This window comes from Microbacterium shaanxiense (assembly GCF_054779995.1).
Genome location: NZ_BAAGXE010000003.1, coordinates 647,847 through 670,683, shown reverse-complemented (window position 1 = coordinate 670,683; position 22,837 = coordinate 647,847). Strand labels below are relative to the sequence as shown.

The following is a 22,837-nucleotide window of genomic DNA, read 5'->3' as shown; positions in this document are numbered from 1 at the left end:
GACGGACTCAGCCCGACGCCAGACCCTCGAGGTACTCGAGCGATCGTCGTGAGCGTCCGACGTGCGGTCGGAGGCCGTGGATGCGATGCTCCATGTCCGGACGGTACGCCTGAGCGAGGTCCCTGGCGATCCCCGCAGCAGCGCGGTGCAGCACGGCGATGTGCGGGTTCGGTGAGTCGTCGTCGTTGGCGACGACCACACCGATCGCGGCATGGACGCCGTCGGCGTCTCGAACCGGCACCGCGATCCCTCGCGATTCCGGATGGATGTATCCGTTCGCCACGGCGTAACCGTCCTCGCGCACCTGACGCAGGCGTTGACGCAGCCCGGTGCCGGTGCACATGAGGGGATCGGGGAAATCGGGCGGGATGTGCGCCAGGACGTCTGCGATCGTGGCGTCGTCGGCATGCGCGAGAAGCACGAGCCCGCTGGAGGACGCATGCAGCGGGGTGCGCCCGCCGATGAGCGTGGCATTGATGACCGACTCGCGCGTCGACATCCGTTCGATGAAGAGCACGCTGCGGCCGCTTCGCACTCCGAGCTGGGTGTGCTGCTTCACGCGATCGTGGACGGCTTCGAGCCACGGTCGAGCGACTTCGCGGAGCCCGAGTGCCCTCGGGGCGCGGCTCGCGAACTCCCAGAGCCGCACGCCCAGGCGGTACGAACGATCGGGGAGCCGCTCGAGCAGGCCCTCGCGCTCGAGCTCACCGACGAGCCGGTGCGTGGTCGAGACCGGCAGGCCCGACGCGACCGCGATCTCGCTGAGCGTCAGGAACGGGTGCCGCACGTCGAAGGTGTCAAGAACGCGCAGGTGCCGGTGAAGCACCGAATCGCTCTCAGGCATCCGCTCCACCTCTCCTCCTCGTCCACATCGTAGTTCGACGGGGAGGCGGAGCGGATGCCCGTGGATCATTCGTCGGAGCGATAGGTCGTGCGCGCGAAGGAATGGTAGGGAGCCGGTGCCACCGTCGCGCGTATCCGCACCTGCCGGTGGTTCGCGTCGACGGCCGCCTTCCGGGAGACGGGATCCTCTCCCCACACGACTTCGACGGTCTCGCCGTCGTCGATCGAGACGTCGAGGGTCGCGAGCGACATGTACAGCTGGTCGTAGGCGACGTACCCGGCATCCGTGGAGACGCCCACCGGTCGGCCCTCCAGGACGACCTCGTCCATCTGGTAGAAGCCGTATCGCGCCTTCGGGAAATCCAGGAACTTCGCCGGGGTGCCGGGTTCGAGCTGCGACTTGACGACGTCGGCGACGTCGCTCGGGTTCCACAGCAGGGTCACCTTGCGCCGCGGCGGATTCGCAGCGTGCGCCTCGAGTGCAGCACGCCCGTGGAACTCGTGATCGAAGCGCACCGACTTCCCGAGCCCGATGTCGAACGGGGTCAGATAGAAGTCGCGGACGTCGGTGGAGTACAGCGAGCCGCCGACGGAACCGGCGCGCGATGCCGGCAACCACTCCCGATACTCAGCGAGATCGTCCTCGAAGATCGCGGGGAACGGGGTGGGCACCCAGCCGGACTCGAGCGGTGAGGAGGAGTACGCCTTCGCCCCCACCCGGCGGATGTCGAATTCCTCGCCCGCCGCCATGATCGCCTCCGCGATGACCTCGTGGTCGGCCCACGGTCCGTAGAACTCGAATCCGGGTTGGCCGGCCATGCCGTGACGCAGAGCCCGTGCGGCGCGGCCGGCGATCGTGACCTCGCCGATGTGGAAGAACTTGATGTCGGGAGCCGGACCGCCGAAGAGCTTCTCCATGACGAAGTCGGCATTCGGCCCCTGCACCTCGTACCGGTAGAAGGTCGGCGGGCCCTGGCGCATGTTCGAGTTGCCCTCGAGGCGTGCGCGCACGTCCCGTCCTGCGGACTGGGCCTTCTCGACGTTGAACCGCACCCAGTCGATCAGGATGTGGTGCCCGATGAGCACGAGTCCTTCCGGCCCGTCCGCGTTGTAGAACAGGATGCCGTCGCCGATGAGGTAGCCGCCCTCGTTGACGGCGATGAGCTGCTTCGCGACCCCTGGTCTGAAAGTCGCGAACGTGTTGGGTGATATCGATTCGAGAAGCGGAATCAGATCGCGACCGTCCAGGAACAGCTGGGTCATGTGGTGCGACTGATCCAGGAGCGCCACCGACTGCATCCACGCCCGCTGTTCGTCACGCCAGTTCGTGAACTCCGCAGCCACCGGGAACGTGAAGGCGGGCCAATCCTGGTCCCGCAGGAATTGCACCGGGCCGCCTGCGCGTTCGATCGCCTGGGCGAGTGTTTCAGTCATCTTCGACCTCCGTCTGTCGTGGAGCATCAGCGTATGAGCGCGTTCGGCGTTCGCTTTCGACTTTTTCCGCTGACCGGGAACGCGGCCAGGTGCGGCTGATACCGTGCTTGCGACTCCGCGATGACTATGGCTATATATCTATCTAAGTAGATCTATCTAGATGAGTATCACCCTATGCTGGCGGATAGATTGATCGGAAGATCGAGTGCAGGTACCTTCCGTGAAAACGTAGTGTTTCAGTCTCCCTATGCAACGAAGCGAAAGGTGGAGCGATGGGCGCGCAGCTCGTGGTCGAAGACGTCAACCTGCACTTCGGCGGCGTGAAGGTCCTCGAAGAGGTCTCGTTCACTGCCGAAGCCGACCAGATCCTCGGACTCGTCGGGCCGAACGGCGCAGGTAAGACCTCGCTCTTCAACTGCGTGAGCGGCCACTACCGGCCGAGCTCAGGGTCGATCGTGATCGCCGGCGCTGAAGTCGTCGGATCTCCGCCTGCGACGCTCGCACGTCACGGCCTTGCCCGAACGTTCCAGCATCCAGCGCTGCAGTTGCACGCGACGGTGCTTGAGAACGTGCTGCTGGGGGCGCACAGCAGGCTTCCCGGGGGCCCGGTGCAATGGTCGCTGCGCTGGCCGCGCACCGTCCGTGCCGAGAAGGCGGTCCGCGACGAAGCGATGGAGCTCCTCGACAGTCTCGGGCTCGCGTGGGCGGCATCGACTCGGGCGGATGAGCTGTCGCACGGTCTGCACAAGAGTGTCGAACTGTGCCGCGCACTGCTCATGAAGCCCCAGCTCCTCCTCCTCGATGAGCCGGCCGCCGGGCTGCCGCACTCCGAGGTCGAGCAGTTGATCGAAACCGTGCGCCGCATCCGTGAACGAGACATCACGATCGTGATCGTCGAGCACAACATGGGCCTGATCTCGGCGCTGACCGACCGCGTCGTGGTGCTCGACCACGGTCGCAAGCTCATGGAGGGGTCGGCGTCAGAGGCGCAGGCGGATCCGCGAGTGATCGAGGCGTATCTGGGAAAGGATGCCGTCGATGACGCTGCTTGAGGTATCGGGGATGCAGGCCTTCTACGGCCGGGTCCAGGTGCTCGACGACATCTCGCTCTCGGTCCCTGACGGGGGAGCAGTCGGGATCCTCGGGGCGAACGGAGCAGGGAAGACGACGACGCTGCGCGCGATCTCCGGCTCGGTGCGTTCCAGCGGCGACATCCGCTTCGACGGAAAGAGCCTTCGAGGGCTGCGTCCCGACCAGGTCGCCGCGCTCGGCATCGCACACGTGCCCGAGGGGCGCGGCACTTTCTCGGATCTGACGGTCCGCGAGAATCTGCGTGTCGGTGCGTATCTTCGCAGGGACGCCAAAAAGGTCCAAGAAGACATCGACTACTGCCTTGACCTCTTTCCGCAGCTGCAGAACCGGGTGCGCTCGAACGGCTCAGCGCTCTCCGGCGGCGAGCAGCAGATGCTGGCCGTCGGGCGCGCGATCATGGCGCGGCCGCGGGTGATGCTGCTGGACGAGGCGTCGCTGGGGCTCGCTCCCAGTACGGCGAAGACGGTCTACAAGGCGATCGGTCGCCTGCGGCAGGAGTCCGGAATCGCGATGGTCGTCGTCGAGCAGAACGCGAACCTCGCGTTCACCCTGGTCGACAGCGCGACCGTGCTCGAGGCAGGGCGCAATGTGCTGACCGGATCGACGGCCGAACTCAAGGGCATGGACGAGATCCGCCGCGCCTACCTGGGAGGGTGAACAATGAGCACATTCCTGCAGCTCATGATCGACGGTCTCTCCACCGGGTCGATCTACGCCGCGCTGGCGTTGAGCATCGTCCTCGTCCACCAGGCGACCGGCCTGATCAACTTCGCACAGGGCGGGATGGCGGTGCTGTCCGCATACATCGCGTGGGTGATCCACGGTCTCGGTGCTCCGCTGATCGTCGCGATCCTGGCCGCGGTCATCGTCTCGTTCTTCCTCGGTGCGCTGATCGAGCGGTATCTGGTGCGCAGATTCGAGCGCGGAGATCCGGACACGGCGGTCGTCGTGACCATCGGACTGCTCACCCTCATCACCGGAATCTGCGCGTGGTTCTGGACGTACAACAATCAGCTCTTCCCTTCGCTGTTCCCTCTCGACACGGTGCAGATCGCCGGAGCGGTGATCAGCGTGCGCTCGCTCGGGACGATCGTCGTGATCGTGGCGATCATGGTCCTGCTCCAGGCGCTCTTCGTCGGCACGAAGCTGGGACTCGCCCTGCGTGCGGTGGCGATCGATCCGTCGTCGGCGGCGCTCTCCGGCGTACCGGTCGGACGGAACCTCATGATCGGATGGGGACTGGCTGCGTCGCTGGGCGCCATCGCGGGTGTGCTGGTCGCACCACAGCTCACCCTCACGCCGGGAATGATGGACTCCGCGCTCGTGTATGCGCTGGCAGCGGTGATCCTGGGCGGTCTGACGAGTCCGATCGGCGTCGTCGTCGCCGCGTGGCTCATCGGGATACTCGAGAACCTCGCGGCCGTGTATGTGCCCTTCATCGGTCACGATCTCAAGATCGCGGTGCCGTTCGTCCTCGTCTTCGTGGTGCTCCTGGTGAGACCTCAAGGTCTGTTCGGCCGGAAATCGGTGGTGCGCGTGTGATGACTGCAACGAATTCGTTCTCGACCGCACCCGCTTCGCCGTGGCGTGCGCGACTCGAGCGTCCGTGGGTACGGTGGGGCCTCGTCGCCCTGGTGGTGGTGCTGGCGATCGTGGTGCCCCTGCTCCTGCCGGAGTTCGCGAACCAGACGCTCGCACGGATCGGAGTGTTCTCCGTCGCCGTGCTCGGCCTCAACGTCGTCATGGGGTACGCGGGGCAGATCTCGCTCGGTCAGATCTTCTTCGTGGGACTCGGCGCCTACGTCACCGCCTATGGATACAACGCGGGCTGGAACATCGTCATCGTCTTCGTGCTCGCGTGCCTCATTCCTGCTGTCGTGGGAATGGTGGTGGCGCTCGCCGCTGCCCGGCTCGGCGGGCTGGCGATCGCCATGGTGACGATCGCGCTCCCGATCATCGGTGTCCCGCTGGCCAAGCGATTCTCCGAGGTCACCGGTGGATCGCAGGGGACATCCGCTCGATTCTCGGCAGCCCCCGAGTGGTCGGGGCTGTACGACGACCAGTGGCAGCTGTATCTCGTCATCCTCATCGGCGGGGCCACGTTCATGCTCACCCGAAACCTGGTGCGCGGCAAGTACGGTCGTGCGTTCGCGATCATCAAGGGCAACGAGTCCGTTGCGGCGTCGATGGGTGTATCGCCGTATCGCTACAAGGTCCTGGCCTTCACGATCGCCTCCCTCATCGGTGGAGTGAGTGGCTTCCTCTACATGGTCGTGATCCAGTACACCTCGCCGGAGACGCTCAACTTCGGGCACTCGATCGAGCTGTTGGCGTCGATGGTGATCGGCGGAGCGGGAAGCATCATCGGCTCTCTCATCGGGGGCGCGTGGTACGTGCTCGTCCCGCAGGTCACGAACCTCATCGATCCGAACCTGACGACGGTGCTGCAGGGCGCGATCCTGCTCATCGTGCTCTTCTTCCTGCCCAACGGGTTCGTGTCGTTGCCTCGCCTGTTGCGACGCATCGGCCGACGTGATGCTCCGCAGCGTTCAGCCGCTGAGGTTCCACAGCACATCGAAGAGTAAGAACACACAGAGAGGCACCAACCATGAGAATGAATCGCAGAAGAAGCCGGGTCGCGTCCGTGGTGGCAGGGGTCGGCATCGTCGCCGTCCTCGTCGCCGGTTGCTCCCGTGGCGGCGCAGAGCCCGACGGTGAAGGCGGGGCGGCAACTGCCAGCCCCGGCATCACCGACACCACCATCACCCTGGGGATGACCACGCCGTTGAGCGGCGGCACCGCGGGGCCGGGTACCTGCACGGTGGCAGGGCTCGAGGCCTACTTCGGGAGCGTCAACGCCGCGGGCGGGATCGAGTTCGGCGACGGCAAGACCCGTACGGTCGAGATCAAGGCGCTCGACGACGAGTACGACCCGCAGAAGGCGAAAGCGAACTACGACCAGCTCAAGGGCAGCGTCTTCGCGATGACCGCGGGACTCGGAACCCCGACGAACCGCGCCTGGCGTGAGGCGGCGATCGCCGACGAGGTGCCCCAGGTGCTGATCCAGACGGGTGATCCGCTGTTCAGCAACACGCAGGAGAGCCCGTGGCAACTCGGGTTCGTTCCGGCGTATCAGAACGAGGGCGAGGCGTTCGGCGAGCTGCTGGCCGGTGCCGGCGGCGAGCACAAGGTCGCGATCCTCTCGCAGAACGACGACTACGGCGAGGGCTACGTCGAAGGGTTCAAGTCCGCGATCGAGGGTGCCGACAACATCGAGATCGTCAGGGAGCTCACGTACGAGGCGACCGACACGGCCGTCGACGCACAGCTCACCGAACTCGCGGCATCGGATGCGGATGTGCTGTTCAACGCCATGTCGATCACGCCGCTCGTGATCTCCTCGCTGCAGAAGATGCAGGAGATCGGATGGCTGCCGAGCCTGTTCCTCCCGTCGAACACGTCGAGCCCGGGTGCGATCCTCGAGCCGGGTGGCGCGGCGGCACTGCCGGCCGTCTACACCGTGTCGTTCGCGAAGACGCCGCAGAGCCCGGCATACGCCGAGGACGAGGATGTCGTCACCTTCCTGTCAGACCTCGCCGAGTACGCGGACTATCCGGATGTCCCGGCGTTCCCGCACTGCATGTGGAGCTACATGATCGGCGCGACGCTCGAGCAGGTGTTCACCAAGATGACCGAGCCGACGCGTGAGGACTTCATGGCGCAGCTTCGCACCGTCTCGGACTTCGAGGCGCCGCTCATGCTCCCCGGTACGTCCGTCGACACGACGGAAGACGACCAGCCGGCCGTCTCGACGGTTCAGGTCATCAAGTACAACGGCACGGGCTACGAACCCGTCGATTCCTGGGACGAGTGACTCCGCACCACGGTGATGACTGAGCGCCGGCCCGGACTCCGGGCCGGCGCTCAGCGCGTTTCGAGGACGAAGCGGTCGCGTGCGGCGAAGATGCCGATCACGCCTTGCGTGATCATCGTGAGGAGCAGGATGACAAGCGAGGCCGTCCAGCCTCCGGTGAGCGCATGCACGCCGCCGAAGAGCACAGGTCCGACGGCCGCGACACCGTAGCCGACGGACTGCGACATCCCTGAAAGCGCGGACGAGGTGCGGTGATCACGGGCACGCTGCGCGATCAGCGTCAACGCGACCCCGAGCGAGGAGCCGGAGAACAACCCGAGCGGCATGACCCAGAATCCGATCGCGTCAGGGGCGAGCAGCATCCCGATGCCGCCGATCAGCCCGACCACTGGCAGCAGCGCCGGCGTGATCCGCGCGCCGCGTCCACGCATCAGCACGGCGATCGTCAGCGATCCTGCGATGGAGAACGCCTGGTAGACCATGACGTCGAACCCGGCCGTCAACGCGCTGCGGCCGGTGTCGGTCGACATGGTCGCAAGCCACGTCACGAGCACATAGAAACAGGTCGACTGCACTCCCATGTAGGCGGCGACCAGCCACGCCGTCGAGTCGCGCCAGACTCCGGTGCGGGGCTCGCGCACGAATGAGCTCGTCCGCATCGCCCGGATCTCGTGCCGGCGCACGTACCACCACGCTGCCAGGCCGAGGGGGATGACGAGCCCGCCCGTAGCGAGCAGCGACAGTCGCCAGCCCGCCGCGGAATCCGCTCCGCTCAGGTCGGCGATCGGAACGGCGAGGCCGGATGCCACGGCACCCGCGCCGCCGAGGATCGCCGAGTACACGCTCATCATCAGCGGCACACGCAGCGGGAAGTCCCGCTTGATGACTGCGGGGAGCAGGACGTTGCCGACTGCCAGGGCGACTCCGATGAGCGCCGTGCCGATCCACAACCACGCCGTCGACCCGGGGATCGATCGGACCACCGTGCCAAGTCCAAGGACGCCCAGAGCGGCGAGCACGGCACCACCGAGCCCGAGCCGCCTTCCGATGCCATGCGCGAACGGAGAGGCCGCAGCCCACATGATCAGCACGATCGTCGACAGCGCGCCGAGAAGGGCGAGAGGTATGCCGGTGTCCGCACTCATCCGTCCGATCAGCGGCCCTACGGCGGTGATCGCCGGGCGCATCATCGCGGCGACCAGGCAGAGGGCGATCACGCTCGCGACGAGCGCCCTGCGTGTCTGCGTCGTCATGACAGCACCATCACCGAGACAGGGTCGCCGATGCGCACCCGCTCCACATCCGAGGGAATGATCGCCAACGCGGATGCCGCCGCGAGCGAGGTGACGAGGTGCGAACCGCTCCCGCGCCGCGACGCGGGGTGCACCGTGGTCTCGTCGAACGTCGCCGGGAGCACCTGCGTGCGTCCCTTCGGCGAGTTCCATCCGGTGCCGGCTGCTCGTACGACATGCGTCCGGTCGATGTCCGCGAATCCGGCCATCCGTCGGAGGGCGGGTCGCACGAAGACCTCGAATGACACCGCGACGCTGACGGGGTTCCCCGGTAGGCAGAACGCGAGCATCCCCGATTCCAGCACGCCGAAGCCCTGCGGCTTCCCCGGTTGCATCGCCACGCTGTCGAACTGCACTCCGTACTCGCCGCCCAGCACGGACCTGACCACGTCGAACGCGCCGACGCTCGCCCCGCCGGAGAAGATCACGGCGTCAGCGTCGACGGTCAGCGCTCGCCGCAGGGCCGCAGGATCGTCGGCGACGGTGCGCACCGATGTGAGGACCGCACCGCTGGCGCGGACGGCCGCCGCCAGAAGCACGGAGTTCGATTCGGGGATCTGACCCCGTCGTGGAGTCGCGGACGGTGCGATGAGCTCGCTGCCCGTCGAGATCACTGCGACTCGCGGGGGCCTGTGCGTCGGCACCTGTCCGAATCCGGCCGAGGCGATGGTCGACAGCTGCCAGGGGCCGAGTGCCGTCCCCGCTCGCACTGCGAGGGCACCGGCCGCAGAATCCTCGCCTTTCCGCCGAACGTGGGCGCCCGACGAGGGCTGTGTCAAGACGGTGATCCACTCCGGTGCGCGTTCGCGGACGGCCGTCCCGAGATCCGTCTGCTCGAGCGGGACGATCGCGTCCGCGTCTGAAGGCAGCGGTGCGCCGGTCATGATGCGCACGGCCTCGCCCGGTCCGATCGATGGGTCGTCGGCCGACCCTGCAGCGACATCGGCGACGACGCGCATTCTCGAGCCGGCGGTGGCGTCGGATCGCCGCACGGCGTACCCGTCCATCGCCGAGTTGTCGAAGAGCGGGATCGGCCAACGGCTGAGAACGTCGGCGGCGAGAACGCCCCCGAGTGCTTCGGCGAGCTCATTCGTCACCGCAGGAGTCGGCCGCGCGACCTCCAGGATGCGAGCGCGATGCTCTTCGATAGTGATCATCGAGAACTGTCCATATCGCTACGCTATCGCGGCCCCACGACTCGCCGCAGAACACTATGCTCAGAGGTATGGGTCGGATCACGACGAGGCGATCGGTACTGAAGGTCACGGTGGGTGACGGCGCCCGCCGCCGCCCCGACACGCTCGCCGTGGAAGAGCCGCTCGAGGTCCGTGTCGCTGGTACTCCGCTGGCCGTGACGATGCGTACGCCCGGTCACGATGTCGAACTCGCGGCCGGATTCCTCGTCTCAGAGGCCGTGATCGGCGAGGGGGCCGAGTTCCAGTCGGCGATCCACTGCGGTGGGCCGGGGACCGGTGGTGTCGAGAACACGTACAACGTCCTCGACGTCTCCTTGGCGCCAGGTGTGGCGCTGCCCGCGCCGGATCTGGCGCGTTCCTTCTACACGACCAGTTCGTGCGGGGTCTGCGGCAAGGCCAGCATCGACGCCGTCGAGACGGTCTCTCGTCACGACGTCGCAGTGGATGCCGTGGTCGCCGACGCGGCGGACATCGCCCGGTATCCGGATCAGTTGCGCGAGCAGCAGGATGCGTTCGACAAGACCGGTGGTCTGCATGCGGCCGCGCTCTTCGACGTCGCCACCGGAGAACTGCTCGTGCTGCGCGAAGACGTCGGGCGCCACAACGCCGTCGACAAGGTCGTCGGGTGGGCGGTGCTGCATGACCGGCTCCCGCTGCGCGGGACGGTGCTGCAGGTCTCAGGTCGGGCGAGCTTCGAACTCGTGCAGAAAGCGGTGATGGCCGGCATCCCCATCCTCTCGGCCGTCTCGGCACCGTCGTCCCTCGCGGCGGAGCTGGCCGAGAAGTCCGGCCTCACGCTCGTGGGTTTCGTGCGCGGTCGGACGATGAATGTGTACTCACACCCTGAACGGGTCCGGACGGATGCTGCGGCACCTGATCTGGCGCTCGTGTCGGAAGGAGCAGCTCATGACCACTCCCGATAACGGCGTCGCTTTCGGCCTGATGCCCTCTCGTCCCAGGCAGGGCGGATACGGACCGGTGACGACCAAGGCGTGGTCGCAGGAGGACTACGAGCACCCGGCCGCGGGCTGGGGTGCGGCGCTGTCGGTGGGCGAGGTGCTGCTGGAGTCGAAGCGTCCGGTGAGCGGCGCGCTGGCGATGTTCACGATGAATCATCCGATCAAGGGCTTCGACTGCCCAGGGTGCGCGTGGCCGGACGATCAGAAGGGCTTGAAGCTCGACATCTGCGAGAACGGTATGAAGCACGTCACGTGGGAGATGACGCACAAGCGCGTGGGCAGTGGTTTCTTCTTGAAGCACACCGTGAGCGAGCTTTCCACCTGGACCGACTTCGAGCTGGAGAACGCGGGACGGCTGACCGAGCCGATGGTCTACGACCCGGAGACCGACCGCTATGCGCCGATCAGCTGGGACGACGCGTTCGCGCTCATCGGTGAGGAGCTGCGGGCGCTGGACAGTCCGGATGAGGCGACGTTCTACACCTCTGGGCGGCTGAGCAACGAGGCATCCTTCATCTATCAGCTGATGATCCGCGAGTACGGCACGAACAACATGCCGGACTGCTCGAACATGTGTCATGAGGCATCCGGCCGGGCGTTGACCGCGTCGATCGGATCGGGCAAGGGGACGACGACGGTCGAGGACTGGGAGCAGACCGATCTGCTCTTCCTGCTCGGGGTGAACGCGGCGTCGAATGCGCCGCGCATGCTGACGGCGCTGTCGGATGCTGTGAAGAACGGCGCGCAGGTGGTGCACGTCAATCCGCTGATCGAGGCTGCGTCGCGGGGCACGATCGTGCCCCACGACTTCGTCGACATGGCGCTGTTCAAGACGCATGAGACCGGCACGCTCGACCTGCAGGTGCGCATCGGCGGGGACATGGCGCTGATGCGCGGCATCGCGAAGGTCGTCTTCGAGGCAGCCGAGACGGATCCCACTGCACTGGACACCGCGTTCATCGCCGAGCACACCGACGGCATCGATGAGTATCGTGCGGTCGTCGAGGCGACGCCGTGGCCGGAGCTGGTGCAGCAGTCCGGCCTCACCGAGGAGCAGATCCGCGCGGCGGGGGCGCTCTACCTGAAGGCCGGCAGGACGATCATCAGCTGGTGCCTCGGAGTGAGTCAGCAGGAGCACGCGGTCGACATGGTGCGGGAGTTCACGAACGTGCTGCTGCTCCGAGGCAACATCGGCCGGCTGGGTGCCGGTCCCGCACCGGTGCGCGGGCACAGCAACGTGCAGGGCAACCGCACGTGCGGCATCAACCACCATTCGCCGGCCTGGCTGCTGGACAAGCTGGACGAGGTCTGCGGGATCACCTCGCCGCGCGAGCCGGGGCTGGACACCGTCGCCAGCATCCACAAGATGCACGAGGGCGCCGTCAAGGTGTTCGTGAGTCTCGGCGGCAACTTCGTGCTGGCCGCGCCCGACACGACGTACACCGCGGAAGCGCTGAGCGGATGCCGACTGACGGTTCAGGTGAGCACGAAACTGAACCGCAGTCACATCGTGCACGGGAAGAAGGCGCTCATCCTCCCGTGCCTCGGGCGCACCGAACGCGACGAGCAGGCTGGCGGGCTCCAGGGGCAGTCGGTGGAGGACGCGATGAGCATGGTGCACCTGTCGGTGGGGAAGAAGAAGCCCGCCTCCGAGCACCTGCTGTCGGAGCCCGACATCATCGCGCGGATGGCGAGGGCGACGATGCCCGACAGCGCGACCGACTGGGAAGGGTTCGCGGGCGACTACGACCGCATCCGCGACGTGATGGCGAGGGTGCTGCCTGGATTCGAAGGATTCAACGAGCTCGTGCGTCAGACGAACGGGTTCCGCATCCCGCAGCCGGCCCGCGAGCGGGATTTCCGCACGGCCTCGGGCAAGGCGGACTTCTCCGCTGCCGTGCTCCACGACGTGCGTCCCGCCTCAGACGACATGCTGGTGCTGCAGACGATGCGCTCGCACGACCAGTGGAACACCACGATCTACAGCAACAACGACCGGTACCGCGGGGTGAAGAACCTGCGCGAGCTCATCTTCATGCACGAGGACGACATGCGCGATCGCGGCATCTGGCAGGGCGACCTCGTCGACATCGTCTCGACATCGAAGGACGGTTCACTGCGCAAGCTGCGCGAGTACCGCGCGGTGGCCTACGACACCCCTCGGGGAAGCGCAGCCGGCTACATGCCCGAGATGAACGTGCTGGTCGGAAACGCCGACTACAGCGCCCAGAGCGATCAGCCGCTCATGAAGAGCATCCACGTGCGCGTGATGCCGTCTGCGGTGGCTCGCTGACGGCTCGGGAACGCGTCGGAACGCGGTTCGCCGTGCGGCTTCAGGCGTTCGTGGCGGCAGCCTCGTGATCGAGCGTCTGCAATTCACGAGCATCGACGAGCATTCGCAGCAGAAGCCCGTTCAGGCGTTCGATCTCGCGGGGCTTGAGATGCGCGAGGACGATCTCCTGACCTCGCATCGAGATCGGCAGCATCTCGTCATGCATCCGCACACCGCCGGCGGTGAGGTACATCGGACGCGATCCGCGCGGACCGTCCATGAGCACGATGAGTTCACGCCCACTGAGGACGTTCACGCTCTTGGACACAACGGCCTTGTTGACTCCGATGAACTCAGAGACCTCGGTCGCCGACGAGCCAGGGCGGAGGGCGAGGGCTGAGATGATGCGCCAGTCGTTGGTACCGAGACCGAAACGTCTGCGCAGCTCGTTCGACTCGCGCCAGACCAAAGCATTGGACAGCAGCGCGAGCAGACGAGGCGTGAACTCGTCGGGATCGATCGTATTGCCGAGCGGTTCCCGTTGAATCCCATCATCCGCTGTGCTCACTGGTTTGTTCCTTCCAGGGGTGCCCCTGTCGTCTGACACATTAGCCGACGTGCGGGACGTGGCTCGGTGGCCACGACCCGCACGTCATCCGATTCTGGTTCAGTGCGCCATGGCGGCGAGCGCGTCGGGGTCGATGGTCGCGATGGAACGGGTGTCCTGGAACGCGCGCACGCCCTCGATGCCCTGCTCCCGACCGAAGCCGGAGCTCTTCATTCCACCGAACGGCGCGCGCAGGTCGAGGCGGGTCGCACCGTGGTCGTTGACCCAGACGTAGCCGCACTCCAGCTGCGAGCCGACGCGGTTCGCAGCATCCGGCGACGACGTCCAGACTGACCCGCACAGGCCGGCCCACGTGTCGTTCGCCAGCGTCACCACCTCCTCCTCGGTGTCGAAGGCGATGACCGGGATGACGGGCCCGAACTGCTCCTGCGTGACGACCCGCAGCGCGGGATCGGGATCGATCACGATGGCCGGCCGCAAGAAGTTGCCGTCGGCGAGATCTCCACTGGGAAGCTCACCGTACTCGCGGACGTCGGCGCCGGCATCCTTCGCCTCCTGGATGAGCTCCTCGACGAACGCCTTCTGGGCCGGCTGGTGCAGCGGACCCATCGTCGTGCCCTCGTCGAGTCCGTACCCGAGCTTCACCTGGCTCAGGCGCGCTTCGAGGCCTGCGACCAGCTCGTCCTGACGCGATCTGTGAACGAACACCCGCTTGGCATTCATGCAGATCTGTCCCGTGGTGTCGTAGATCGCCGCGAACAGCCGGTCCAGGTGAGCATCGTCGAGGATCGCGTCGTCGAGGAAGATCGCCGCGTCGTTGCCGCCCAGCTCGAGCGTCACCCTGGTCAGCGTCTTCGACGCCATCTCCATGATGCGCTTGCCGCCGGCCACCGACCCGGTGAAGCACACCTTCGCGACATCCGGGCTCTGGATCAGCCCCGCCATGTTCTCGTCCTTGCCGGTGATGACGTTGAGCACACCGGCCGGAAGCTTCTCGGCGACTCGCTGCACGAGCCGCGCGGTGGCCAGCGGTGTGGAGGGCGGTGCCTTGACGATGACAGTGTTGCCGGCGAGCAGGGCGTGCGGCAGTGCCGCACCGAGGATCGCGATGGGCCAGTTGAACGGCACGATGATCGTGACCACGCCCAGGGATTGGAACCGCACCTCGGTCGAGACGGGGATCGCGCCGGGGATCGCGGGCAGCGTCGTGCCGGTGTCGACGGAGTCGGTCAGCATGAGCGCGAGGTTCCACCGCAGCTCGAACACGAGCGCGTCGATCCAGGCCTCCATCCGCACCTTGCCGTTCTCCTGCGACAGGATCGCCGCATCGGTGTCGCGGTCATCGGCGATGCCTGCGATCGCTTCGGCCATCGCAGCGGATCGCTGCTCAGCCGACAGCGAAGCCCACGCCGGGTGCGCTGACTTCGCAGCCGCCACCGCGTCAGCCACATCCGCTTCGGATGCCGATGCCGCCTCTCCCACGACGACCCCCTTCTTGCCGGGGTCTGCGACCTGCAGCACTTCTTGCGTGAAGCGCTCCTCGCCGCCGATGAACAGTCCAGTACGCACTCCTGAGCGCGTGACAATCGTTTCCGACATCGTTTCCACCTCTCTGTGACTGAGTCGAAGCATTGCACAATGCAGTGCGCTGCCAATAAACAAGTTTATAGGCATTCTTCTTTACTTGTAAATGAGATTCTGTTAGCGTCCTCATCGTCGCCCACATCGAAGCGGGCGAGGAAAGCAACCGAGAGTCGATGAGGACCCGCGCAGCGGCATCCCGTCGACGAGTCGATGAGGAGGATGCGATGGGTCGGGCACCACTGACTGCAACCGAAGAGCGGCGCAGCGTCGAGGAACTCGAAGACCTGGCGTTCGAGCTCCGAGAGAAGCTGCTGCACCTGTGCGGCACGTACGAGGGCGCCGTGCACATCGGCGGTGATCTGTCGGCCGCCGACATCTTCACCGCGCTGTTCGAGTACGGGATGAACGTCGATCCGGACAACATCTCCAACCCCGAGCGCGACCGGTTCGTGCTCAGCAAGGGCCACGCGGCCGTCTGCATGTACATCGCGATGGCGATCCGCGGGTTCCTGTCGTACGACGAGATCGTCGAGACCTACGGGCAGCTCGACAGTGCGTACGGCATGCACCCCTGCAAGGTGCAACTCCCCGGCGTCGAGGCGTCGACCGGATCGCTCGGTCACGGACTGCCGATCGCGGTCGGGATGGCGCTGGGCGCCCGCGGCCGCGACGATGACCACCGCGTGTTCTGCCTGCTCGGCGACGGCGAGACCGGTGAAGGCTCCGTCTGGGAGGCCGTGATGGCCGCCCGCAGCAACAAGCTCGGCAACCTGGTCGCCTTCGTCGACCGCAACCGCCAGCTCATGACGAGCTTCGCCGAGGAGCGCGTGATGTTCGAGCCCTACCCCGACAAGTGGCGTGCGTTCGGCTGGAACGTCGTCGAGATCGACGGGCACGACATGTCGCAGCTCGTCGCCGCACTCGATGCCCTGCCGGCGTCCGACAGCGACACGCCCACGGTCATCGTGGCCGAGACCGTCAAAGGCAAGGGTGTCGATTTCATGGAACGCAACCTCGCCTGGCACGCCGGATCACTCGGCGCCGCCGACCTCGAACGCGCCCTCGCGGCGCTCAACGCCTCTCGCGAAAAGGAGACCGTCTGATGCCCGTGACCTTCACCTTCGGAGAGATGCTGTCCGCCCGGTCCGTCATCGGATCGACGCTCGCGGAGCTCGGTGCCGAGTACCCGAACCTCTACGTGCTCACTCCGGACATCGGCGCAACGCTCGTCGAGTTCCGCGACGGGTTCCCCGACCGCTTCATCGACGTCGGGCTGGCTGAGCAGGCGTGCGTCGGGATCGCGTCGGGCCTGGCGTACGACGGCAACATCCCGGTCGTATCCGGCATGCTCCCGTTCCTGTCGATGCGTGCACTCGAGCAGGTGCGCACCGACGTCTGCTATCCGAATCTGCCCGTGAAGATCATCGGCACGCACGGCGGCCTGGTCGGCAACGGCGGCTCGACGCACTACGCGGTCGAGGATCTGACGCTCATGGGCGCGCTGACGAACATGACGGTCACCTCGATCGGAGACCCGGCGATGGTCGGTGAGGTCATCCGCCAGTCGATGACGATGGAGGGGCCGATCTACATCCGTCTCGCCGTCGGCAAGAAGGACAAGGTGCTGTACGAGCCCGGTGAGCACGACGTGCGCATCGGCAAGGGCATCGTCGCGCGCGAGGGAACGGATGCCACGATCTTCACGCACGGCACGACCGTCGCTCAGGCGTTGGATGCTGCGGACGAGCTGGCCGCGGAAGGGCATTCCGTGCGCGTCGTCGACATGTGGACCCTCAAGCCGATCGACGAAGAGCTCGTCCTGCGCAGTGCTGCCGAGACCGGTGGACGGTTCGTGGTTCTCGAGGACCACCTCGCCTACGGCGGCCTGGCCACACGGATCGCCGACGTCGTGGCCGACAACGGGGTGCATCTGACCGCGTTCGAGCGGCTCGGCATTCCCCAGGTCTACGCCGGCTTCGGCGAGGACCAGGAGCTGCGGGAGAAGCACGGCTACGGGCCGGCAGACACCGTCGCGGCGCTGCGCCGCGCGATCGCCGTCCAGCCCTGACGACCCCGACCTCGGTTCATACCCCGACCTCGGTTCATAGGAGAAGCGAATGAGAACGGTAGCGGTGACCCGGATCGGCAGTCTGCGCGATCCCGACGAGAGCACACGCGGACGCATCGGCGTGGTCGACTTCCCCGAGCAGCCGCTCGGGCCCGAGGACGTGCGCATCCGCGTGGCCTACTCGGCGATCTGCGGATCGGACCCGCATCTGGCAGAGGGTTTCTTCGGCACCGACGTACCGATCGGGCTCGGCCATGAATTGTCGGGAGTGGTCGAGGCCCTCGGCGAGGGTGCGCACCGGAACGGTCTGAAGGTCGGCGACCGGGTCGCCGGGAACTTTCTGCGCTTCTGCGGTACGTGCCGCCCGTGTCAGGAGGGCAAGCAGCAGTTCTGCGAGAACATCCAGGACTACAACCGTCCCGGTATGGCAGAGACGGTCACCTGGCACGAGTCGCAGGTGTACCGGCTCCCCGACGGGGTGAGCCTGCTGCACGGCAGCATCCTCGAGCCCACCTCCGTGGCCGTGCGCATCGCCGACAAGACCCGTATCCGCGTCGGCGACCGCGTCGCCATCTGCGGAGGAGGCCCGATCGGGCAACTCGCTCTGCAGGTGATGAAGATGAGCGGCGCGACCTCCCTCACGATGATCGAGCCGATCGCCGAACGCCGGGAGATGGCGTTGCGCCACGGCGCCGACTTCGCGATCGACCCCGTGACCGAAGACCAGGGTGCACTCGCGGCCGAGATCACCGACGGTCGCGGATACGACATCGTGATCGACGCATCCGGTTCGACCCGCGCCACCCGAGGGCTCCTCGATATCGCGGCCAAGGGCGCGACGGTCGTATACGGGGCGATGTACCCCGAGAACTACGAGCTGCCGCTCAACCTCTCGGACTACCTCTACCTCAAGGAGCTCACCCTCACCGGTGTCTTCGTCTCGCCGTACGCGTTCCCTCGGGCTCTGCAGATCCTGCCGTACCTGCAACTCGACGAGCTCACCCAGGCGGTCTACGACCTCGACGACGCCGTTGAGGCGTTCGAGGTGCACGTCAGCGGTCGGTTCCCCAAGGTCGTGCTGAAGTGCAACGACATCGATGAGGAGGTGCAATCATGAGTGCTCCTGTCGACGCTGTCGCCGCGCCGGCCGCCGCGCCGATCCTCGAGGTGCGCGGCATAACGAAGCACTTCGACGGCGTCCAGGCGCTGCGCGGGATCGACCTCGACGTGCGGCCAGGAGAGATCCATGCTCTGCTCGGCGAGAACGGCGCGGGCAAGTCGACACTCATCAAGATCATCACGGGCCTGTATCAGCAGGATCAGGGCGAGGTGCTGGTCGCCGGCGAGCAGGTCGACTTCGCAAGCGTGCGCACCGCGCACCGCGCGGGTGTCGTCGCCCTCTATCAGGAACTCTCCATCGTGCCGACGATCAGCGTGGCCGAGAACATCGTGCTGGGCGAGGATGCGCCGTCGACCCTCGGATTCGTCCGTTGGAAGGAGCTCCGCGCACACGCGCGGGCGCAACTCGATCGTCTCGGGCAGCAGATCAACCTGCGTCGCCTCGCCGGCGGACTCTCGCCCGTTCAGCAGACGATGGTCGCCGTCGCTCGCGCGCTCTCGATCGACGCCAAGGTGCTCATCCTGGACGAGCCCACCGCCGCTCTCACGGACACGGAGATCGAGGGGCTGTTCTCGGTGTTGCGGAGCCTGCGTGACGAGGGCGTCGCGATCGTCTACGTCTCGCACCGCCTCGAAGAGGTGTTCGCGCTGTGCGACCGCCTCACCGTGATGCGCAACGGGCGCACGATCGTGACAAAGAACGTATCGGACTCCTCGATCAATGACGTCATCTCGACGATGGTCGGTCGCGAGCAGGACGAGATGTACCCGGCGCGTGGCACGGGCGCAGGCGGCGTCGTCCTCTCCGTCGACGGGCTCTCCGGTCGGCGCGTCAGCGATGTGTCGTTCGAGGTGCGCGCCGGCGAAGTCGTGGGGATCGGAGGTCTTGCGGGATCGGGTCGGAGCGAGCTGCTCCGCCTGCTCGCCGGAGCCCAGAAGAGCACAGCGGGTGTTGTGCAGGTCGAAGGGTCGGCGCCGGTCGGCCGTGGAGTCGGTCGGGCGCTGGACGCCGGCATCGCCCTCGTTCCCGAAGAGCGGCGGGCGCAGGGCGTGATCCTGTCCGCACCGATCGCCGACAATGTCGCGATCGCCAACCTCAAGTCGGTGAGTCCGGGGGGCATCGTGTCCCAGCGGCGTATCGTCCAGCTTGCCAAGCGGGCGCTCGCCGACCTGCAGATCAAGGCCAGGGGCGTCCGGCAACCCGTCGGGCAGCTCTCCGGCGGAAACCAGCAGAAGGTCGTGCTCGCCAAGATGCTCGCACGGAACCCCAAAGTGCTGCTGATGGACGAACCCACTCGAGGGATCGATGTGGGAACGAAAGCCGAGATCTATCGCCTCATCCGTGAGCTCGCAGCCACAGGTACGGCGGTCGTCGCCGTATCCAGCGAGCTTCCTGAGCTCATCGGGCTCTCGGACAGGATCCTCGTGATGCACGAGGGCCGCATCTCCGGGGAAGTCGAGGCAGACGGTGCCGACGATGAACTCCTCCTCACTTACGCATACGGAAGGGACGCCTGACATGGCGCAGACAGACACACTCACGATCGCCGCGGTCGATCCCGACCGCCCACCGCGCCTGCAATGGGTGTGGCAGGGGAGCACGGTCATCGCACTGGCCGCTCTCGTCGTCGTGTTCACCATCGTCGGCAACGGGGTCTTCCTCACCGCGGGAAACATGACGAACATCCTCAACCAGGTCGCGATCCTGACGATCATCGCCGTCGCGCAGACCTTCGTCATGGTGGTCGGTGACTTCGACCTCTCCGTGGGAACGACGGCGACGCTCTCGGGCGCATCGGCCGCAGCCATGATGATCGCCGGAGTGCCCGTCCCGTTGGCGATCGTCCTGGCACTGGTCGTGGGCACGCTCGTCGGTGTGATCAATGGCGTCCTCGTCGCATATCTGAATCTCTCCGCCTTCGTCGCGACCCTGGCGACCATGACCACCGTGGGTGGCCTGGCACTGATCGTGACGGGTGGGACGACCCTGTACGGCTGGCCGGAGGAGTTCGGATTCCTTGGGCAGGCGCGCGTGAACGGGGTGCCTCTGCCGGTCTTCTATGCGGTCGCGATCGCCGTGGTCGCCTGGGCGGTGCTGCGCTTCACCACGATCGGTCGGCGCTGGTACGCGATAGGCGGCAACTCCGAGGTCGCCCGTCTCTCGGGCGTCAGCGTCCGCTCGACGCGCTTCCTCGCCTTCGTCGTCGCGGGCTTCCTCTCGGGTCTGGGCGGCATCGTGCTGGTCAGCCGTCTCGGCAGCGCCGGTTCCTCGAGTGCGAACGATTTGATGATGTTCGCGGTCGCCGCGGTGTTCCTCGGCATGACGCTGCTGCGGTCGGGACAGGCGAACATCGGCGGAACGATCGTGGGCGTCGCCATCATCGGCGTCGTCCAGAACGGCCTCAACATCGTCGGGGTCAACACCTACATCCAGCAGGTGCTCATCGGCCTGATCATCATCGCCGCCGTGCTGCTGTCCGGGCTCAAGCAGAAGAACGCCTAGCTCAGTCCCGTCTGTCCGGGCAGATGCCAGGACAGGCCCTCCCGGCCGGGCACCCTCCCGGCATCTCGCCAATCACTGTATGAAACACGACAAAGGAGTTCGCTCATGCGTATTGCAAAGACGACAGGACGACGCGCCGCCGCCGTTGTGGCCATGGCCGCCGTGGTGGCTCTCGCCGGATGCTCGGTGACCACTGGAGCCCAGAGCGGCGGCACGAGCGCCGAGGGCAAGACAGACGGCCTCGGAGACGACGGCGTCTTCACGGTCGCGGCGTTCACCGCGGGCTACGCCACGCCTGGTGGAAAGCTGACGCTGGATGCCTTCGTGAAGGAGGGCAACGAACAGGAGAACTGGGACGTGACGCTCTACACGAGCGCCTTCGACTACGACAAGATCAACAGCGATGTCCAGACCGCGATCCAGCAGGGCGCGGATGCCATCCTCGCCGGTTTCCCCGACCCGCGTCAGATAGCGCCTCTCGTCCAGGCGGCGAAGGAAGCCGGCATCCCGATCTTCTCGATCGACGGCGGCGTGGAGCCCAACGACGACTTCGTCGTGGACATCACCTTCAGTCAGGAGGTCACGGCGGACCTCACTGTCGGCGCACTCGAGGAGGCCATGGGCGGCCTCGAGGGGAAGAACGTCATGGTGATCGGGCACGACCCGCACGTCGGCATCCAGGCCAGGTCGAACCTGGCCATGGACAAGCTCGAGGAAGCAGGAGCGAACATCGCCGGCGGCGACATGAAGCAGGCCCTCGACCCGGGAACCGGTCGTACCGAAGCGCTGAACTTCGTGACCGATTACCTGCAGGCGAACCCGGATGGGCTGGACGGCGTCTGGGTCGGATGGGATGACGCGGCGCTCGGCGCCGCACGTGCCATCACGGAGGCGGGCCGCGACGACATCTTCGTCACCGGAGTCGATGCCCTCGGCGAGACCGCGGTCGAGATCGCCAAGGACGGCCCGATGTACGCATCCGTCGCGCAGGACTGGATCAAAGTCGTCGACCAGATGATCGGCTTCATGAACGAGTACCGGGACTCGGCGAAGCTGCCTGATGAGAACTACATCCCGCTGGACGGGGAGCTGATCGACCGCAGCAACGTCGCGACGTACGAGCCGACGCTCTGATCGGACCGTGACGATGAGCACCAGTACCTCAGCCGACCTGTCGGCGCTGTTCGACTTGAGCACAGACATCGTCGTGGTGACGGGCGCCTCGAGCGGCATCGGGCAGGCGGCCGCGGAGGTCTATGCGGCTGCCGGCGCCACCGTCGTCATACTCGGACGGAGCGAGGATCGCGTTGTCGATGCGGCTGCGGGGATCGTATCCGCAGGCGGCAGAGCGCACGGGTACGCCATCGACATCGCCGAGCGCGGCGCTCTCGATGCCGTGTTCCAGCGGATCACGGCCGAGATCGGTCGCCCGACCGTCGTCGTCGCGAATGCGGGAATCGCAGGTGGCGCGAGCTACCTCGGTGAGGGCCGTATCGCGGACTACACGGACGACGAGTGGGACGCGGTCCTCGCGACCAACCTCACCGGGACATTCGAGACGCTCAGGGCGGCCTCGCGCGTGCTCGAATCCGGTGGGCGGATTCTCGTCACCGCTTCGACGGCCGGCCTGCGGACGGATCCGATGGTCTCGTACGGCTACGTCACCACGAAGGCTGGGGTTCTCAACCTCGTCCGCCAGCTGGCTCTCGAGCTCGCGCCGCGCGACATCCGGGTGAACGCGATCGCACCCGGCCCGTTCAAGGGCACGCGCATCGGCGACGGCAAGGTCGAGATCGCTCCCGAGGCGGAAGCGGTGTGGGCGCAGACCATTCCGCTGGCGCGGATGGGGACGATGGCGGAAGTCCAAGGGCCCATGCTCTTCCTCGTCTCGCCGGCATCGTCGTTCATCACGGGCACGGTCCTGGCCGTCGACGGCGGGGCCCTCGCCCTCTCGCACACCGGGTTCTGACACGGATCCATCCACCTCTGCCGGCGGGGTACGCACTCCGCCGGCAGACCATCACGAAGGAGAA

General features: G+C 66.5%; 20 protein-coding genes. 14 read left to right on the top strand and 6 right to left on the bottom strand.

Annotated features, from left to right (window positions below):
- Positions 1 to 7: 7 nt before the first annotated feature.
- Together ACYVG2_RS12830 and ACYVG2_RS12825 are read right to left on the bottom strand one after the other, a co-directional pair.
- Positions 8 to 844, bottom strand: a complete 837-nt coding sequence (locus tag ACYVG2_RS12830) for an IclR family transcriptional regulator (protein ID WP_460781350.1) — start codon at positions 842 to 844, stop codon at positions 8 to 10.
- Positions 845 to 909: 65 nt separating this feature from the next.
- Positions 910 to 2,277, bottom strand: coding sequence for an aminomethyl transferase family protein (locus ACYVG2_RS12825; RefSeq protein WP_460781349.1), 1,368 nt, complete (start codon positions 2,275 to 2,277; stop codon positions 910 to 912).
- A gap of 272 nt (positions 2,278 to 2,549) precedes the next feature.
- Here ACYVG2_RS12825 and ACYVG2_RS12820 point away from each other — a divergent pair, with 272 nt between their 5' ends.
- The 5 genes from ACYVG2_RS12820 to ACYVG2_RS12800 are packed head-to-tail and all read left to right on the top strand — an operon-like array spanning position 2,550 to position 7,243.
- A complete protein-coding gene (locus ACYVG2_RS12820; RefSeq protein WP_460781347.1) occupies positions 2,550 to 3,329 on the top strand; it encodes an ABC transporter ATP-binding protein in 780 nt (259 codons plus the stop codon).
- Positions 3,316 to 4,026 carry an ABC transporter ATP-binding protein gene (locus ACYVG2_RS12815; protein ID WP_460781346.1) on the top strand — a complete coding sequence of 237 codons (711 nt, stop codon included), beginning with the start codon at positions 3,316 to 3,318 and terminating at the stop codon, positions 4,024 to 4,026. The genes ACYVG2_RS12820 and ACYVG2_RS12815 overlap by 14 nt, the downstream gene beginning before the upstream one ends.
- 3 nt (positions 4,027 to 4,029) lie before the next feature.
- Positions 4,030 to 4,911, top strand: a complete 882-nt coding sequence (locus ACYVG2_RS12810; RefSeq protein ID WP_460781344.1) for a branched-chain amino acid ABC transporter permease — start codon at positions 4,030 to 4,032, stop codon at positions 4,909 to 4,911.
- The gene (locus ACYVG2_RS12805) at positions 4,911 to 5,954 is read left to right on the top strand and encodes a branched-chain amino acid ABC transporter permease (RefSeq protein ID WP_460781343.1); all 1,044 of its coding nucleotides are present in this window, start codon (positions 4,911 to 4,913) and stop codon (positions 5,952 to 5,954) included. The genes ACYVG2_RS12810 and ACYVG2_RS12805 overlap by 1 nt, the downstream gene beginning before the upstream one ends.
- Before the next feature lie 23 nt (positions 5,955 to 5,977).
- Positions 5,978 to 7,243, top strand: a complete 1,266-nt coding sequence (locus ACYVG2_RS12800; protein ID WP_460781341.1) for an ABC transporter substrate-binding protein — start codon at positions 5,978 to 5,980, stop codon at positions 7,241 to 7,243.
- A 50-nt stretch (positions 7,244 to 7,293) separates the two neighbouring features.
- Here ACYVG2_RS12800 and ACYVG2_RS12795 read toward each other — a convergent pair whose 3' ends face one another.
- Both ACYVG2_RS12795 and ACYVG2_RS12790 read right to left on the bottom strand, forming a co-directional pair.
- A complete protein-coding gene (locus ACYVG2_RS12795; protein WP_460781340.1) occupies positions 7,294 to 8,496 on the bottom strand; it encodes an MFS transporter in 1,203 nt (400 codons plus the stop codon).
- Positions 8,493 to 9,692, bottom strand: coding sequence for a molybdopterin molybdotransferase MoeA (locus ACYVG2_RS12790; protein WP_460781338.1), 1,200 nt, complete (start codon positions 9,690 to 9,692; stop codon positions 8,493 to 8,495). Before ACYVG2_RS12790 ends, ACYVG2_RS12795 begins: the two co-directional genes overlap by 4 nt.
- Positions 9,693 to 9,760: 68 nt before the next feature.
- Here ACYVG2_RS12790 and fdhD point away from each other — a divergent pair, with 68 nt between their 5' ends.
- Both fdhD and ACYVG2_RS12780 read left to right on the top strand, forming a co-directional pair.
- A complete protein-coding gene (gene fdhD / locus ACYVG2_RS12785) occupies positions 9,761 to 10,654 on the top strand; it encodes a formate dehydrogenase accessory sulfurtransferase FdhD (protein WP_460781337.1) in 894 nt (297 codons plus the stop codon).
- Positions 10,638 to 12,983 (top strand): FdhF/YdeP family oxidoreductase, encoded by a 2,346-nt coding sequence (locus ACYVG2_RS12780; RefSeq protein ID WP_460781336.1) that lies wholly within the window; start codon positions 10,638 to 10,640, stop codon positions 12,981 to 12,983. Before fdhD ends, ACYVG2_RS12780 begins: the two co-directional genes overlap by 17 nt.
- Before the next feature lie 40 nt (positions 12,984 to 13,023).
- Here the strand turns inward: ACYVG2_RS12780 and ACYVG2_RS12775 are convergent, their stop codons facing one another.
- On the bottom strand, positions 13,024 to 13,530 hold the full coding sequence (locus tag ACYVG2_RS12775; RefSeq protein WP_460781335.1) for a MarR family winged helix-turn-helix transcriptional regulator: 507 nt from the start codon (positions 13,528 to 13,530) through the stop codon (positions 13,024 to 13,026).
- Positions 13,531 to 13,629: 99 nt separating this feature from the next.
- Positions 13,630 to 15,129 carry an aldehyde dehydrogenase family protein gene (locus tag ACYVG2_RS12770; RefSeq protein WP_460781334.1) on the bottom strand — a complete coding sequence of 500 codons (1,500 nt, stop codon included), beginning with the start codon at positions 15,127 to 15,129 and terminating at the stop codon, positions 13,630 to 13,632.
- Between the two features lie 209 nt (positions 15,130 to 15,338).
- Here ACYVG2_RS12770 and ACYVG2_RS12765 point away from each other — a divergent pair, with 209 nt between their 5' ends.
- From ACYVG2_RS12765 to ACYVG2_RS12735, 7 genes are all read left to right on the top strand, one after another.
- Positions 15,339 to 16,217: a transketolase gene (locus tag ACYVG2_RS12765; RefSeq protein WP_460781333.1), complete on the top strand. Its 879-nt coding sequence runs from the start codon at positions 15,339 to 15,341 to the stop codon at positions 16,215 to 16,217.
- Complete coding sequence (locus tag ACYVG2_RS12760) at positions 16,217 to 17,182, top strand: transketolase family protein (RefSeq protein ID WP_460781332.1); 966 nt, start codon at positions 16,217 to 16,219, stop codon at positions 17,180 to 17,182. Before ACYVG2_RS12765 ends, ACYVG2_RS12760 begins: the two co-directional genes overlap by 1 nt.
- A 49-nt stretch (positions 17,183 to 17,231) precedes the next feature.
- Positions 17,232 to 18,299: a zinc-dependent alcohol dehydrogenase gene (locus ACYVG2_RS12755; RefSeq protein WP_460781331.1), complete on the top strand. Its 1,068-nt coding sequence runs from the start codon at positions 17,232 to 17,234 to the stop codon at positions 18,297 to 18,299.
- Positions 18,296 to 19,819 (top strand): sugar ABC transporter ATP-binding protein, encoded by a 1,524-nt coding sequence (locus tag ACYVG2_RS12750; RefSeq protein ID WP_460781330.1) that lies wholly within the window; start codon positions 18,296 to 18,298, stop codon positions 19,817 to 19,819. The genes ACYVG2_RS12755 and ACYVG2_RS12750 overlap by 4 nt, the downstream gene beginning before the upstream one ends.
- Before the next feature lies 1 nt (position 19,820).
- Positions 19,821 to 20,804, top strand: a complete 984-nt coding sequence (locus ACYVG2_RS12745; protein WP_460781329.1) for an ABC transporter permease — start codon at positions 19,821 to 19,823, stop codon at positions 20,802 to 20,804.
- Between the two features lie 105 nt (positions 20,805 to 20,909).
- A complete protein-coding gene (locus ACYVG2_RS12740) occupies positions 20,910 to 21,938 on the top strand; it encodes a sugar ABC transporter substrate-binding protein (RefSeq protein WP_460781327.1) in 1,029 nt (342 codons plus the stop codon).
- 13 nt (positions 21,939 to 21,951) lie between these two features.
- Complete coding sequence (locus ACYVG2_RS12735) at positions 21,952 to 22,773, top strand: SDR family NAD(P)-dependent oxidoreductase (protein WP_460781326.1); 822 nt, start codon at positions 21,952 to 21,954, stop codon at positions 22,771 to 22,773.
- The last annotated feature ends 64 nt before the right edge of the window (positions 22,774 to 22,837 follow it).

What these genes read in the sequence shown, in the direction of transcription:
- ACYVG2_RS12830 (WP_460781350.1), bottom strand. Translation starts at nt 844, where the DNA reads ATGCCTGAGAGCGATTCGGTGCTTCACCGGCACCTGCGCGTTCTTGAC.
- ACYVG2_RS12825 (WP_460781349.1), bottom strand. Translation starts at nt 2,277, where the DNA reads ATGACTGAAACACTCGCCCAGGCGATCGAACGCGCAGGCGGCCCGGTG.
- ACYVG2_RS12820 (WP_460781347.1), top strand. Translation starts at nt 2,550, where the DNA reads ATGGGCGCGCAGCTCGTGGTCGAAGACGTCAACCTGCACTTCGGCGGC.
- ACYVG2_RS12815 (WP_460781346.1), top strand. Translation starts at nt 3,316, where the DNA reads ATGACGCTGCTTGAGGTATCGGGGATGCAGGCCTTCTACGGCCGGGTC.
- ACYVG2_RS12810 (WP_460781344.1), top strand. Translation starts at nt 4,030, where the DNA reads ATGAGCACATTCCTGCAGCTCATGATCGACGGTCTCTCCACCGGGTCG.
- ACYVG2_RS12805 (WP_460781343.1), top strand. Translation starts at nt 4,911, where the DNA reads ATGACTGCAACGAATTCGTTCTCGACCGCACCCGCTTCGCCGTGGCGT.
- ACYVG2_RS12800 (WP_460781341.1), top strand. Translation starts at nt 5,978, where the DNA reads ATGAGAATGAATCGCAGAAGAAGCCGGGTCGCGTCCGTGGTGGCAGGG.
- ACYVG2_RS12795 (WP_460781340.1), bottom strand. Translation starts at nt 8,496, where the DNA reads ATGACGACGCAGACACGCAGGGCGCTCGTCGCGAGCGTGATCGCCCTC.
- ACYVG2_RS12790 (WP_460781338.1), bottom strand. Translation starts at nt 9,692, where the DNA reads ATGATCACTATCGAAGAGCATCGCGCTCGCATCCTGGAGGTCGCGCGG.
- fdhD (WP_460781337.1), top strand. Translation starts at nt 9,761, where the DNA reads ATGGGTCGGATCACGACGAGGCGATCGGTACTGAAGGTCACGGTGGGT.
- ACYVG2_RS12780 (WP_460781336.1), top strand. Translation starts at nt 10,638, where the DNA reads ATGACCACTCCCGATAACGGCGTCGCTTTCGGCCTGATGCCCTCTCGT.
- ACYVG2_RS12770 (WP_460781334.1), bottom strand. Translation starts at nt 15,129, where the DNA reads ATGTCGGAAACGATTGTCACGCGCTCAGGAGTGCGTACTGGACTGTTC.
- ACYVG2_RS12765 (WP_460781333.1), top strand. Translation starts at nt 15,339, where the DNA reads ATGGGTCGGGCACCACTGACTGCAACCGAAGAGCGGCGCAGCGTCGAG.
- ACYVG2_RS12760 (WP_460781332.1), top strand. Translation starts at nt 16,217, where the DNA reads ATGCCCGTGACCTTCACCTTCGGAGAGATGCTGTCCGCCCGGTCCGTC.
- ACYVG2_RS12755 (WP_460781331.1), top strand. Translation starts at nt 17,232, where the DNA reads ATGAGAACGGTAGCGGTGACCCGGATCGGCAGTCTGCGCGATCCCGAC.
- ACYVG2_RS12750 (WP_460781330.1), top strand. Translation starts at nt 18,296, where the DNA reads ATGAGTGCTCCTGTCGACGCTGTCGCCGCGCCGGCCGCCGCGCCGATC.
- ACYVG2_RS12745 (WP_460781329.1), top strand. Translation starts at nt 19,821, where the DNA reads ATGGCGCAGACAGACACACTCACGATCGCCGCGGTCGATCCCGACCGC.
- ACYVG2_RS12740 (WP_460781327.1), top strand. Translation starts at nt 20,910, where the DNA reads ATGCGTATTGCAAAGACGACAGGACGACGCGCCGCCGCCGTTGTGGCC.
- ACYVG2_RS12735 (WP_460781326.1), top strand. Translation starts at nt 21,952, where the DNA reads ATGAGCACCAGTACCTCAGCCGACCTGTCGGCGCTGTTCGACTTGAGC.